Below are 15,653 nucleotides of genomic sequence, written 5' to 3' on the forward strand. Positions count from 1 at the left end.
TTTATATATCTTGAGCTTGAATTGCAGTTAAAATTATAGTGTTAAAAATATCATCAACTGTACATCCTCTACTTAAATCGTTTACTGGTTTATTTAAACCTTGCAACATTGGCCCAATTGCCAACGCGCCAGTTTCTCTTTGCACGGCTTTATAAGTATTATTTCCTGTGTTTAAATCAGGAAAAATTAACACATTTGCTTGTCCGGCTACTTCTGAGTTTGGTAATTTCTTTTTTCCTACGGATGTATCTACTGCTGCATCATATTGAATTGGCCCTTCAACTTTTAAGTCTGGTCGTTTTGCTTTAATAATTTCGGTTGCTTTTCTAACGGTTTCAACATCTTCTCCTTTTCCTGATGCTCCTGATGAATATGATAACATGGCAATTTTAGGATCAATTCCAAAAGCAATACTAGAATCTGCTGATGAAATTGCTATTTCTGCCAATTCTTCTGCAGATGGATTCGGATTAATAGCACAATCACCAAAAACAGAAACTCGATCTTCTAAACACATAAAGAAAATAGAGGATACTACCGAAAAACCTGGTTTTGTTTTCACAAACTGTAACGCTGGTTTTATAGTATGTTGTGTAGTGTGAGCAGCTCCTGAAACCATTCCGTCAGCCAATCCTTTGTACACCATCATGGTTCCGAAATAAGATACATCTGCCATTAAATCATCTGCCATGGCAGGACTTAACCCTTTGTGTTTTCTTAATTCATATAAAGTTGCCGAAAAATCTTTAAAATATGTTGATTCAATCGGATTAATAATTTCTGTTTTATCAAAATCAAAAGAAAGATTTAATCTTTTTATTGATGCTTCAATATTTACTCTTTTCCCTAAAATAGTTAATTTAACAACAGCTGTTTTTTGAAGTTGAGAGGCAGCTATTAAAATTCTGTCATCATTTCCTTCTGGTAAAACAATATGTTTTTTAACTTCTTTTGCTTTTTTTAATAAATTATATTGAAACATTCTTGGGGTAAGAACATCTGTACCTTTATAACTTGTAAGTTTTTCATTTAAAGCAGTAACATCAACAAATTTTTCAAAAACATTGATAGACATCTTTATCTTATCAACATTTTCTGCATAAATATGAGATCTTACATTTCCTAATTTTGTTGTTGTAGCAAAAGTTCCTTCTTTAACCCATAAAATAGGAACTATTTTTTCTAAACCTTCAATTAATTTAATGATTGATGGATTTAGTTCAATACCTCCTGTTAAAACAATTCCTGAAATTGATGGATAGTTTGTTGATATATTTGCTTGTAAAGTACCTAATAAAATATCCGACCTATCTGCGGGAGTAACCACCACACTGCCTTCTGTTAGATGATGTAAAAAATGAGACAATTGCATGGCCCCAACTTTTATATCTCCTGTAGTATTATTTAAAAAGTTTTCACCAAATAAAACTTTGGCATCAATCTCATTTAAAAATTCCTTAACCGTAGGATTATTTAATTTTTTATTTATAGGAATTGCGTTTATTGATACAGATTTTGGTAGATTACTTCCAACTTCATTAAGAACAATATCAATATTTTTTTCTTCAATTTTATTCGCTACAACCGAAATTACTTTAACATCTTTATTTGCAAACAAATCATATGTTAATCGTAAATTTTGAATAAATTCATTTAATGTTTTATTAATTCCTCCTGATATTATTATCACAGGAATTCCTAAATTTTTAGCAATTAAAACATTTAAATCCATTTCAATAATAGATCCATGATCAGAAAAATCTGTCCCTTCAACAATAACGAAATCATTTTTATCTTCTAAACCTTTATACTTTTCAATAATTTTACTGATAACTTCATCCTCTTTATCTTCATTCAATTTTTCAATTAACTCAGAGCGTGTAAAAGCATAACAATCTTCATAACTATCTTTAAGATTAAAATAATTAAGAATAGTATTAATATGATTATCTCTTTTTCCTCCTATCGGATTATCAATAACAGGTCTAAAATAACCAACTTTAGGCTTTTTTTTAAGCAATAATTGTATCAAACCAATACTAAGCATTGATTTTCCAGAATTTGCCTCACTTGCTGCAATATAGATAGCTTTATTCATTTTTGTAATTTTACACAAAATTACTCTAAATAAAATTAATCGTTTATGATAATTGTTAGTATAATTGCTACTTAAGTATATTATAAAATACCATTAAAAATAATTAGTAGAAGCTATTCACGCTTTCCGCACTCGCTTTTTTTACTTTTTAAAATAAAAATCAAAAAAGAGCTCAAACAAATGCTTCAATCGTGGCTAAACCTATCAATGTATAATTCGTATATCTAAAACTTATTTGCTTACTTTCTACCTCACTTTTTCCTTTTTCTATTCACTCTTATACCTTTTACCTTTCCCTAATTTCATTTCGATTTAAAGCAAAAAAAAACCTCAATCTATTCAGATTGAGGTTTAAAAGAAAGGCAACGACCTACTCTCCCACCATTGGCAGTACCATCGGCGCTAATGGGCTTAACTTCTCTGTTCGGGATGGAAAGAGGTGAGCCCCATTGCGATAATCACCTTAAATCGTTCAGTATATTTCAACTGTATAAGTTAACATACTAGTAAAATCATATCGTAAATTGTCAAAAGAGTTGCGCTTCCCCTTACTAGAAGGGAAAGACTTTACATAAGCCTATGGGTTATTAGTAATACTCGGCTATGACATTACTGCCTTTACACCTGTATCCTATCAACGTGGTAATCTTCCACGACCCTTTAAAGAAATCTCATCTTGTGGTGGGTTTCGCGCTTATATGCTTTCAGCGCTTATCCCTTCCCAACGTAGCTACTCAGCAGTGCTCCTGGCGGAACAACTGATACACCAGAGGTTAGTTCAACTCGGTCCTCTCGTACTAAAGTCAAATCCACTCAAATTTCTAACGCCCACAGCAGATAGAGACCGAACTGTCTCACGACGTTCTGAACCCAGCTCGCGTGCCACTTTAATGGGCGAACAGCCCAACCCTTGGGACCTTCTCCAGCCCCAGGATGTGACGAGCCGACATCGAGGTGCCAAACCCCCCCGTCGATGTGAGCTCTTGGGGGAGATCAGCCTGTTATCCCCGGAGTACCTTTTATCCTTTGAGCGATGGCCCTTCCATGCGGAACCACCGGATCACTATGCTCTACTTTCGTACCTGATCGACCTGTATGTCTCTCAGTCAAGCTCCCTTATGCCATTGCACTCTACGCACGGTTACCAAACGTGCTGAGGGAACCTTTAGAAGCCTCCGTTACTCTTTTGGAGGCGACCACCCCAGTCAAACTACCCACCACGCACTGTTCTCATTGCTGAGTTAGGCTCTAGATAAGCAAAGGGTGGTATTTCAAGGACAACTCCACAACGCCTAGCGACGCCGCTTCATAGTCTCCCACCTATCCTACACATTACTTATCCAAAGTCAATACGAAGCTATAGTAAAGGTTCACGGGGTCTTTTCGTCCCGCTGCGGGTAATCGGCATCTTCACCGATACTACAATTTCACCGAGCTCATGGCTGAGACAGTGTCCAGATCGTTGCACCATTCGTGCAGGTCGGAACTTACCCGACAAGGAATTTCGCTACCTTAGGACCGTTATAGTTACGGCCGCCGTTTACTGGGGCTTCATTTCATTGCCTCGCCAAAGGCTAACAACTCCACTTAACCTTCCAGCACCGGGCAGGTGTCAGGCCTTATACATCATCTTTCAATTTAGCAAAGCCCTGTGTTTTTGATAAACAGTCGCTATAGACCTTTTCACTGCGGCCATCCGAAGATGGGCGACCCTTCTCCCGAAGTTACGGGTCGATTTTGCCTAGTTCCTTAGCCATGAATCACTCGAGCACCTTAGAATTCTCATCCCAACTACCTGTGTCGGTTTACGGTACGGGTTCTCATAATCTGAAGCTTAGAGGTTTTTCTTGGAAGCCTTTAGGCACACTATCAACGCATCCGAAGATTTGTTGTACTATCACATTTCACCTAGCTCTGCGGATTTACCTACAGTGCCAATAGCTACATGTTTCAACGAACTATTCCGTCAGTTCGCGGTGCTTTCATTACTCCGTCACCCCATCGCAATTATAAGAAGTACAGGAATATTAACCTGTTAGCCATCGACTACTCCCTTCGGATTCGCCTTAGGACCCGACTAACCCTCAGCTGATTAGCATCGCTGAGGAAACCTTAGTCTTTCGGTGAGGGGGTTTCTCGCCCCCTTTATCGTTACTTATGCCTACATTTTCTTTTCTATCCGCTCCAGCATACCTTACAGTACACCTTCGGCGCAAATAGAATGCTCCCCTACCACTTATACTTTGTATAAATCCATAGCTTCGGTAATATGTTTATGCCCGATTATTATCCATGCAAAACCGCTCGACTAGTGAGCTGTTACGCACTCTTTAAATGAATGGCTGCTTCCAAGCCAACATCCTAGTTGTCTAAGCAGTTTCACCTCGTTAGTTCAACTTAACATATATTTGGGGACCTTAGCTGATGGTCTGGGTTCTTTCCCTCTCGGACATGAACCTTAGCACCCATGCCCTCACTGCTGAGTAACATTTTATAGCATTCGGAGTTTGTCAGGAATTGGTAGGCGGTGAAGCCCCCGCATCCAATCAGTAGCTCTACCTCTATAAAACTTTCGCTCAACGCTGCACCTAAATGCATTTCGGGGAGTACGAGCTATTTCCGAGTTTGATTGGCCTTTCACCCCTACCCACAGGTCATCCAAAGACTTTTCAACGTCAACTGGTTCGGTCCTCCACTGTGTGTTACCACAGCTTCAACCTGCCCATGGGTAGATCACTCGGTTTCGCGTCTACTACTACTAACTATGGTCGCCCTATTCAGACTCGCTTTCGCTTCGGCTCCGGACCTTAAATCCTTAACCTTGCTAGTAACAGTAACTCGTAGGCTCATTATGCAAAAGGCACGCCGTCACACAGTTAATGTGCTCCGACCGCTTGTAGGCGTACGGTTTCAGGTTCTATTTCACTCCCTTACTTAGGGTTCTTTTCACCTTTCCCTCACGGTACTAGTTCACTATCGGTCTTTCAGGAGTATTTAGCCTTACCGGATGGTCCCGGTGGATTCATACAGGATTACTCGTGTCCCGCACTACTCAGGGTACTGCTATATCTTCTTCGCTTACCTATACGAGACTATCACTCTCTACGGTTTGTCTTTCCAGACAATTCTAGTTCACTTAGATTCTAATGTCGCAGCCCTACAACCCCAATATTGCCGTAACAACATTGGTTTGGGCTAATCCGCGTTCGCTCGCCACTACTAACGGAATCACTATTGTTTTCTCTTCCTCCGGTTACTTAGATGTTTCAGTTCACCGGGTTTGCCCCCTTACGGGTAACATGTCTTCAACATGCTGGGTTGCCCCATTCGGAAATCTACGGATTATAAGGTATGTGCCCCTCCCCGTAGCTTATCGCAGCTTATCGCGTCCTTCATCGCCTCTGAAAGCCTAGGCATCCGCCATACGCCCTTATTTAGCTTATTGTACTTTTTGCTCTAAATATCTCTATTTAGAACGAGCTCTTTATAATTATTTATTTTTATAAAAATATTGTTGTTAAATATTAATTTAACTTCTCTATCTTGATTTCTTTACGATATCATTTTACCAATATGTCAATGAACGTCGCGAATCGCGACTGATAAGTATTTATCAGCTGGATTCACATAACACTCTGAAACAATACATTTAAATTGCCTCCATAAGTGCTACCTGGTGGAGAATATCGGAGTCGAACCGATGACCTCTTGCGTGCAAGGCAAGCGCTCTAGCCAACTGAGCTAATCCCCCTAATACTAGCTTATAGTAATTAGATTGTAGAGATTAGTAATAATTACTAATTCGTAATTCGTAATTAACTTTGTTTCTAGAATTTCCTTTCTAACAATATAACTTTTTGTAGTCTCGGGCAGACTCGAACTGCCGACCTCTACATTATCAGTGTAGCGCTCTAACCAGCTGAGCTACGAGACTAGAATAGCTTATTATTAGTGTTTTATTTAAAATTAACAGCAAAGAGTAAAATTCCCCTTTTGTAACTCACCATCTTTCTCTAGAAAGGAGGTGTTCCAGCCGCACCTTCCGGTACGGCTACCTTGTTACGACTTAGCCCTAGTTACCAGTTTTACCCTAGGTCGCTCCTTGCGGTAACGAACTTCAGGCACCCCCAGTTCCATGGCTTGACGGGCGGTGTGTACAAGGCCCGGGAACGTATTCACCGGATCATGGCTGATATCCGATTACTAGCGATTCCAGCTTCACGGAGTCGAGTTGCAGACTCCGATCCGAACTGTGATATGGTTTATAGATTCGCTCCTATTCGCATAGTGGCTGCTCATTGTCCATACCATTGTAGCACGTGTGTAGCCCAGGACGTAAGGGGCCGTGATGATTTGACGTCATCCCCACCTTCCTCACGGTTTGCACCGGCAGTCTCTCTAGAGTCCTCAGCTTAACCTGTTAGCAACTAAAAATAGGGGTTGCGCTCGTTATAGGACTTAACCTGACACCTCACGGCACGAGCTGACGACAACCATGCAGCACCTTGTAAAGTGTCCGAAGAAAAAGCTATCTCTAGCCCTGTCACTCTACATTTAAGCCCTGGTAAGGTTCCTCGCGTATCATCGAATTAAACCACATGCTCCACCGCTTGTGCGGGCCCCCGTCAATTCCTTTGAGTTTCAGTCTTGCGACCGTACTCCCCAGGTGGGATACTTATCACTTTCGCTTAGTCACTGAGTCGAAACCCAACAACTAGTATCCATCGTTTACGGCGTGGACTACCAGGTGTATCTAATCCTGTTCGGCTCCCCACGCTTTCGTCCATGAGCGTCAGTATATACGTAGTAGACTGCCTTCGCAATCGGTATTCTAAGTAATATCTATGCATTTCACCGCTACACTACTTATTCTATCTACTTCCGTATAACTCAAGTCAACCAGTATCAAAGGCAGTTCCGTCGTTGAGCGACGGGATTTCACCTCTGACTTAATTGACCGCCTGCGGACCCTTTAAACCCAATGATTCCGGATAACGCTTGAACCCTCCGTATTACCGCGGCTGCTGGCACGGAGTTAGCCGGTCCTTATTCTTACAGTACCGTCAGTTATCTACACGTAGATAAGTTTCTTCCTGTATAAAAGCAGTTTACAACCCATAGGGCAGTCATCCTGCACGCGGCATGGCTGGTTCAGAGTTGCCTCCATTGACCAATATTCCTCACTGCTGCCTCCCGTAGGAGTCTGGTCCGTGTCTCAGTACCAGTGTGGGGGATAATCCTCTCAGACCCCCTACCTATCGTTGCCATGGTAAGCCGTTACCTTACCATCTAGCTAATAGGACGCATAGTCATCTTGTACCCATAAATGTTTAACTAAATAGTGATGCCACTAATTAGCATTATGGAGTATTAATCTTCATTTCTAAAGGCTATCCTCCTGTACAAGGCAGATTCTATACGCGTTACGCACCCGTTCGCCGGTCGTCATCTGTAGCAAGCTACAATGTTACCCCTCGACTTGCATGTGTTAAGCCTGCCGCTAGCGTTCATCCTGAGCCAGGATCAAACTCTTCATTGTATATTTTAAATAATATTAATGAATAAGTTTCAAAAGAATTTGTTTAACGAAGTTAAACATGGTTATTCTACTCTTTGTTTACGCTGTCAATTTCAATATTTTCAATGAACTTGGCGAGCCGCCAATGACAAGTGCTATCTCATCTCTTTAACTCAACCTTTTTTGTAGAAATGTTAGATTCGAACTAACTGATTTTATTTTAAAATCATTCCAAAATCTCTCTGATCGTTTCGCTTTCTTAAAGCGGTTGCAAATCTACAAACTATTTTAAAACTGACAAATTGTTTTTGAAGTTTTTTTAATTTATTTTTTTGCAATATTTACATGAACTTTCGTCTTTAAAACGGACTGCAAAGATACTCTCTTTCTTTCAATTTAAACAAGTAAAAATTAACTTATTTTTAATCTTTTTTTGACCATATCTTAACCCTTATCTTAATGAACTTTGCTTAATTCTAAACACTCGTTTTTCCCTTAGCGGGTGCAAATATAGAACCCTTTTTTAACATAACAACTACCTTTTTATTGTTTTTTTTGAAGTTTTTTTTGTTTAACTGTTTTTGAGATAGTTACCTATTTGTTTTTTATAATAACTAACTTTTAAATTGGTTTGCGCGAGGGATTGAACGACATGTTTGAGCTCTTTTTGCTTGACAAAGCTAAAAAGCGAGTAGTGAAAGCCCGACAATTTTTATAGAAAATTGACGCGCCATGAAAATAGCTCTCATATATATTGTATTAAAAATGCTTTTACAACTACTTTTTAATGCGCTTTTTCTTTTTTGATCGCTTTTCCTTACTTTCATTTCGATTTAAAGCAAAAAAAAACCTCAATCTATTCAGATTGAGGTTTAAAAGAAAGGCAACGACCTACTCTCCCACCATTGGCAGTACCATCGGCGCTAATGGGCTTAACTTCTCTGTTCGGGATGGAAAGAGGTGAGCCCCATTGCGATAATCACCTTAAATCGTTCAGTATATTTCAACTGTATAAGTTAACATACTAGTAAAATCATATCGTAAATTGTCAAAAGAGTTGCGCTTCCCCTTACTAGAAGGGAAAGACTTTACATAAGCCTATGGGTTATTAGTAATACTCGGCTATGACATTACTGCCTTTACACCTGTATCCTATCAACGTGGTAATCTTCCACGACCCTTTAAAGAAATCTCATCTTGTGGTGGGTTTCGCGCTTATATGCTTTCAGCGCTTATCCCTTCCCAACGTAGCTACTCAGCAGTGCTCCTGGCGGAACAACTGATACACCAGAGGTTAGTTCAACTCGGTCCTCTCGTACTAAAGTCAAATCCACTCAAATTTCTAACGCCCACAGCAGATAGAGACCGAACTGTCTCACGACGTTCTGAACCCAGCTCGCGTGCCACTTTAATGGGCGAACAGCCCAACCCTTGGGGACCTTCTCCAGCCCCAGGATGTGACGAGCCGACATCGAGGTGCCAAACCCCCCCGTCGATGTGAGCTCTTGGGGGAGATCAGCCTGTTATCCCCGGAGTACCTTTTATCCTTTGAGCGATGGCCTTCCATGCGGAACCACCGGATCACTATGCTCTACTTTCGTACCTGATCGACCTGTATGTCTCTCAGTCAAGCTCCCTTATGCCATTGCACTCTACGCACGGTTACCAAACGTGCTGAGGGAACCTTTAGAAGCCTCCGTTACTCTTTTGGAGGCGACCACCCCAGTCAAACTACCCACCACGCACTGTTCTCATTGCTGAGTTAGGCTCTAGATAAGCAAAGGGTGGTATTTCAAGGACAACTCCACAACGCCTAGCGACGCCGCTTCATAGTCTCCCACCTATCCTACACATTACTTATCCAAAGTCAATACGAAGCTATAGTAAAGGTTCACGGGGTCTTTTCGTCCCGCTGCGGGTAATCGGCATCTTCACCGATACTACAATTTCACCGAGCTCATGGCTGAGACAGTGTCCAGATCGTTGCACCATTCGTGCAGGTCGGAACTTACCCGACAAGGAATTTCGCTACCTTAGGACCGTTATAGTTACGGCCGCCGTTTACTGGGGCTTCATTTCATTGCCTCGCCAAAGGCTAACAACTCCACTTAACCTTCCAGCACCGGGCAGGTGTCAGGCCTTATACATCATCTTTCAATTTAGCAAAGCCCTGTGTTTTTGATAAACAGTCGTCTAGACCTTTTCACTGCGGCCCATCCGAAGATGGGCGACCCTTCTCCCGAAGTTACGGGTCGATTTTGCCTAGTTCCTTAGCCATGAATCACTCGAGCACCTTAGAATTCTCATCCCAACTACCTGTGTCGGTTTACGGTACGGGTTCTCATAATCTGAAGCTTAGAGGTTTTTCTTGGAAGCCTTTAGGCACACTATCAACGCATCCGAAGATTTGTTGTACTATCACATTTCACCTAGCTCTGCGGATTTACCTACAGTGCCAATAGCTACATGTTTCAACGAACTATTCCGTCAGTTCGCGGTGCTTTCATTACTCCGTCACCCCATCGCAATTATAAGAAGTACAGGAATATTAACCTGTTAGCCATCGACTACTCCCTTCGGATTCGCCTTAGGACCCGACTAACCCTCAGCTGATTAGCATCGCTGAGGAAACCTTAGTCTTTCGGTGAGGGGGTTTCTCGCCCCCTTTATCGTTACTTATGCCTACATTTTCTTTTCTATCCGCTCCAGCATACCTTACAGTACACCTTCGGCGCAAATAGAATGCTCCCCTACCACTTATACTTTGTATAAATCCATAGCTTCGGTAATATGTTTATGCCCGATTATTATCCATGCAAAACCGCTCGACTAGTGAGCTGTTACGCACTCTTTAAATGAATGGCTGCTTCCAAGCCAACATCCTAGCTGTCTAAGCAGTTTCACCTCGTTAGTTCAACTTAACATATATTTGGGGACCTTAGCTGATGGTCTGGGTTCTTTCCCTCTCGGACATGGACCTTAGCACCCATGCCCTCACTGCTGAGTAACATTTTATAGCATTCGGAGTTTGTCAGGAATTGGTAGGCGGTGAAGCCCCCGCATCCAATCAGTAGCTCTACCTCTATAAAACTTTCGCTCAACGCTGCACCTAAATGCATTTCGGGGAGTACGAGCTATTTCCGAGTTTGATTGGCCTTTCACCCCTACCCACAGGTCATCCAAAGACTTTTCAACGTCAACTGGTTCGGTCCTCCACTGTGTGTTACCACAGCTTCAACCTGCCCATGGGTAGATCACTCGGTTTCGCGTCTACTACTACTAACTAAATTCGCCCTATTCAGACTCGCTTTCGCTTCGGCTCCGGACCTTAAATCCTTAACCTTGCTAGTAACAGTAACTCGTAGGCTCATTATGCAAAAGGCACGCCGTCACACAGTTAATGTGCTCCGACCGCTTGTAGGCGTACGGTTTCAGGTTCTATTTCACTCCCTTACTTAGGGTTCTTTTCACCTTTCCCTCACGGTACTAGTTCACTATCGGTCTTTCAGGAGTATTTAGCCTTACCGGATGGCTCCCGGTGGATTCATACAGGATTACTCGTGTCCCGCACTACTCAGGGTACTGCTATATCTTCTTCGCTTACCTATACGAGACTATCACTCTCTACGGTTTGTCTTTCCAGACAATTCTAGTTCACTTAGATTCTAATGTCGCAGCCCTACAACCCCAATATTGCCGTAACAACATTGGTTTGGGCTAATCCGCGTTCGCTCGCCACTACTAACGGAATCACTATTGTTTTCTCTTCCTCCGGTTACTTAGATGTTTCAGTTCACCGGGTTTGCCCCCTTACGGGTAACATGTCTTCAACATGCTGGGTTGCCCCATTCGGAAATCTACGGATTATAAGGTATGTGCCCCTCCCCGTAGCTTATCGCAGCTTATCGCGTCCTTCATCGCCTCTGAAAGCCTAGGCATCCGCCATACGCCCTTATTTAGCTTATTGTACTTTTTGCTCTAAATATCTCTATTTAGAACGAGCTCTTTATAATTATTTATTTTTATAAAAATATTGTTGTTAAATATTAATTTAACTTCTCTATCTTGATTTCTTTACGATATCATTTTACCAATATGTCAATGAACGTCGCGAATCGCGACTGATAAGTATTTATCAGCTGGATTCACATAACACTCTGAAACAATACATTTAAATTGCCTCCAGGTGCTACCTGGTGGAGAATATCGGAGTCGAACCGATGACCTCTTGCGTGCAGGCAAGCGCTCTAGCCAACTGAGCTAATCCCCCTAATACTAGCTTATAGTAATTAGATTGTAGAGATTAGTAATAATTACTAATTCGTAATTCGTAATTAACTTTGTTTCTAGAATTTCCTTTCTAACAATATAACTTTTTGTAGTCTCGGGCAGACTCGAACTGCCGACCTCTACATTATCAGTGTAGCGCTCTAACCAGCTGAGCTACGAGACTAGAATAGCTTATTATTAGTGTTTTATTTAAAATTAACAGCAAAGAGTAAAATTCCCCTTTTGTAACTCACCATCTTTCTCTAGAAAGGAGGTGTTCCAGCCGCACCTTCCGGTACGGCTACCTTGTTACGACTTAGCCCTAGTTACCAGTTTTACCCTAGGTCGCTCCTCGCGGTAACGAACTTCAGGCACCCCCAGCCTTCCATGGACTTGACGGGCGGTGTGTACAAGGCCGGGAACGTATTCACCGGATCATGGCTGATATCCGATTACTAGCGATTCCAGCTTCACGGAGTCGAGTTGCAGACTCCGATCCGAACTGTGATATGGTTTATAGATTCGCTCCTATTCGCATAGTGGCTGCTCATTGTCCATACCATTGTAGCACGTGTGTAGCCCAGGACGTAAGGGCCGTGATGATTTGACGTCATCCCCACCTTCCTCACGGTTTGCACCGGCAGTCTCTCTAGAGTCCTCAGCTTAACCTGTTAGCAACTAAAAATAGGGGTTGCGCTCGTTATAGGACTTAACCTGACACCTCACGGCACGAGCTGACGACAACCATGCAGCACCTTGTAAAGTGTCCGAAGAAAAAGCTATCTCTAGCCCTGTCACTCTACATTTAAGCCCTGGTAAGGTTCCTCGCGTATCATCGAATTAAACCACATGCTCCACCGCTTGTGCGGGCCCCCGTCAATTCCTTTGAGTTTCAGTCTTGCGACCGTACTCCTACAGGTGGGATACTTATCACTTTCGCTTAGTCACTGAGTCGAAACCCAACAACTAGTATCCATCGTTTACGGCGTGGACTACCAGGGTATCTAATCCTGTTCGGCTCCCCACGCTTTCGTCCATGAGCGTCAGTATATACGTAGTAGACTGCCTTCGCAATCGGTATTCTAAGTAATATCTATGCATTTCACCGCTACACTACTTATTCTATCTACTTCCGTATAACTCAAGTCAACCAGTATCAAAGGCAGTTCCGTCGTTGAGCGACGGGATTTCACCTCTGACTTAATTGACCGCCTGCGGACCCTTTAAACCCAATGATTCCGGATAACGCTTGAACCCTCCGTATTACCGCGGCTGCTGGCACGGAGTTAGCCGGTCCTTATTCTTACAGTACCGTCAGTTATCTACACGTAGATAAGTTTCTTCCTGTATAAAAGCAGTTTACAACCCATAGGGCAGTCATCCTGCACGCGGCATGGCTGGTTCAGAGTTGCCTCCATTGACCAATATTCCTCACTGCTGCCTCCCGTAGGAGTCTTATCCGTGTCTCAGTACCAGTGTGGGGGATAATCCTCTCAGACCCCCTACCTATCGTTGCCATGGTAAGCCGTTACCTTACCATCTAGCTAATAGGACGCATAGTCATCTTGTACCCATAAATGTTTAACTAAATAGTGATGCCACTAATTAGCATTATGGAGTATTAATCTTCATTTCTAAAGGCTATCCTCCTGTACAAGGCAGATTCTATACGCGTTACGCACCCGTTCGCCGGTCGTCATCTGTAGCAAGCTACAATGTTACCCCTCGACTTGCATGTGTTAAGCCTGCCGCTAGCGTTCATCCTGAGCCAGGATCAAACTCTTCATTGTATATTTTAAATAATATTAATGAATAAGTTTCAAAAGAATTTGTTTAACGAAGTTAAACATGGTTATTCTACTCTTTGTTTACGCTGTCAATTTCAATATTTTCAATGAACTTGGCGAGCCGCCAATGACAAGTGCTATCTCATCTCTTTAACTCAACCTTTTTTGTAGAAATGTTAGATTCGAACTAACTGATTTTATTTTAAAATCATTCCAAAATCTCTCTGATCGTTTCGCTTTCTTAAAGCGGTTGCAAATCTACAAACTATTTTAAAACTGACAAATTGTTTTTGAAGTTTTTTTAATTTATTTTTTTGCAATATTTACATGAACTTTCGTCTTTAAAACGGACTGCAAAGATACTCTCTTTCTTTCAATTTAAACAAGTAAAAATTAACTTATTTTTAATCTTTTTTTGACCATATCTTAACCCTTATCTTAATGAACTTTGCTTAATTCTAAACACTCGTTTTTCCCTTAGCGGGTGCAAATATAGAACCCTTTTTTAACATAACAACTACCTTTTTATTGTTTTTTTTGAAGTTTTTTTTGTTTAACTGTTTTTGAGATAGTTACCTATTTGTTTTTTATAATAACTAACTTTTAAATTGGTTTGCGCGAGGGATTGAACGACATGTTTGAGCTCTTTTTGCTTGACAAAGCTAAAAAGCGAGTAGTGAAAGCCCGACAATTTTTATAGAAAATTGACGCGCCATGAAAATAGCTCTCATATATATTGTATTAAAAATGCTTTTACAACTACTTTTTAATGCGCTTTTTCTTTTTTGATCGCTTTTCCTTACTTTCATTTCGATTTAAAGCAAAAAAAAACCTCAATCTATTCAGATTGAGGTTTAAAAGAAAGGCAACGACCTACTCTCCCACCATTGGCAGTACCATCGGCGCTAATGGGCTTAACTTCTCTGTTCGGGATGGAAAGAGGTGAGCCCCATTGCGATAATCACCTTAAATCGTTCAGTATATTTCAACTGTATAAGTTAACATACTAGTAAAATCATATCGTAAATTGTCAAAAGAGTTGCGCTTCCCCTTACTAGAAGGGAAAGACTTTACATAAGCCTATGGGTTATTAGTAATACTCGGCTATGACATTACTGCCTTTACACCTGTATCCTATCAACGTGGTAATCTTCCACGACCCTTTAAAGAAATCTCATCTTGTGGTGGGTTTCGCGCTTATATGCTTTCAGCGCTTATCCCTTCCCAACGTAGCTACTCAGCAGTGCTCCCTGGCGGAACAACTGATACACCAGAGGTTAGTTCAACTCGGTCCTCTCGTACTAAAGTCAAATCCACTCAAATTTCTAACGCCCACAGCAGATAGAGACCGAACTGTCTCACGACGTTCTGAACCCAGCTCGCGTGCCACTTTAATGGGCGAACAGCCCAACCCTTGGGACCTTCTCCAGCCCCAGGATGTGACGAGCCGACATCGAGGTGCCAAACCCCCCCGTCGATGTGAGCTCTTGGGGGAGATCAGCCTGTTATCCCCGGAGTACCTTTTATCCTTTGAGCGATGGCCCTTCCATGCGGAACCACCGGATCACTATGCTCTACTTTCGTACCTGATCGACCTGTATGTCTCTCAGTCAAGCTCCCTTATGCCATTGCACTCTACGCACGGTTACCAAACGTGCTGAGGGAACCTTTAGAAGCCTCCGTTACTCTTTTGGAGGCGACCACCCCAGTCAAACTACCCACCACGCACTGTTCTCATTGCTGAGTTAGGCTCTAGATAAGCAAAGGGTGGTATTTCAAGGACAACTCCACAACGCCTAGCGACGCCGCTTCATAGTCTCCCACCTATCCTACACATTACTTATCCAAAGTCAATACGAAGCTATAGTAAAGGTTCACGGGGTCTTTTCGTCCCGCTGCGGGTAATCGGCATCTTCACCGATACTACAATTTCACCGAGCTCATGGCTGAGACAGTGTCCAGATCGTTGCACCATTCGTGC

Annotated in this window: 1 protein-coding gene, 4 tRNA genes and 8 rRNA genes (1 of these 13 only partly in view); all 13 read right to left on the reverse strand. The window is 42.0% G+C overall.

The features are described 5' to 3' along the window. Position 1 precedes the first annotated feature (1 nt). Entirely contained in the window at positions 2–2,098 is a 2,097-nt protein-coding gene (gene pta / locus ACN5J5_RS03125; RefSeq protein WP_418645869.1) for a phosphate acetyltransferase, read from the reverse strand. A gap of 357 nt (positions 2,099–2,455) precedes the next feature. Next, positions 2,456–2,564: ribosomal RNA gene (gene rrf / locus ACN5J5_RS03130) — 5S ribosomal RNA — on the reverse strand. Positions 2,565–2,666: 102 nt separating this feature from the next. Further along, a 23S ribosomal RNA gene (locus ACN5J5_RS03135) occupies positions 2,667–5,543 on the reverse strand. Positions 5,544–5,772: 229 nt separating this feature from the next. Further along, positions 5,773–5,849 (reverse strand) — tRNA-Ala (locus ACN5J5_RS03140). A gap of 109 nt (positions 5,850–5,958) precedes the next feature. Beyond that, positions 5,959–6,032, reverse strand: a tRNA-Ile gene (locus ACN5J5_RS03145). Positions 6,033–6,115: 83 nt separating this feature from the next. Next, positions 6,116–7,637, reverse strand: a 16S ribosomal RNA gene (locus ACN5J5_RS03150). An 857-nt stretch (positions 7,638–8,494) separates the two neighbouring features. Continuing rightward, positions 8,495–8,603 (reverse strand): 5S ribosomal RNA (rrf, locus tag ACN5J5_RS03155). 102 nt (positions 8,604–8,705) lie between these two features. Further along, positions 8,706–11,583, reverse strand: a 23S ribosomal RNA gene (locus tag ACN5J5_RS03160). Between the two features lie 227 nt (positions 11,584–11,810). Next, positions 11,811–11,886: transfer RNA gene (locus ACN5J5_RS03165), tRNA-OTHER, on the reverse strand. Between the two features lie 109 nt (positions 11,887–11,995). Then, positions 11,996–12,069: transfer RNA gene (locus ACN5J5_RS03170), tRNA-Ile, on the reverse strand. Between the two features lie 83 nt (positions 12,070–12,152). Continuing rightward, positions 12,153–13,675 (reverse strand): 16S ribosomal RNA (locus ACN5J5_RS03175). An 857-nt stretch (positions 13,676–14,532) separates the two neighbouring features. Beyond that, positions 14,533–14,641, reverse strand: a 5S ribosomal RNA gene (gene rrf, locus ACN5J5_RS03180). 102 nt (positions 14,642–14,743) lie between these two features. Then, positions 14,744–15,653 (reverse strand): 23S ribosomal RNA (locus tag ACN5J5_RS03185); it runs 1,967 nt beyond the window's last position. Together the 16S, 23S and 5S rRNA genes with 4 tRNA genes alongside form the textbook arrangement of a ribosomal RNA operon.

The organism is Tenacibaculum insulae, from assembly GCF_964512435.1.
Lineage (GTDB): Bacteria > Bacteroidota > Bacteroidia > Flavobacteriales > Flavobacteriaceae > Polaribacter > Polaribacter insulae_A.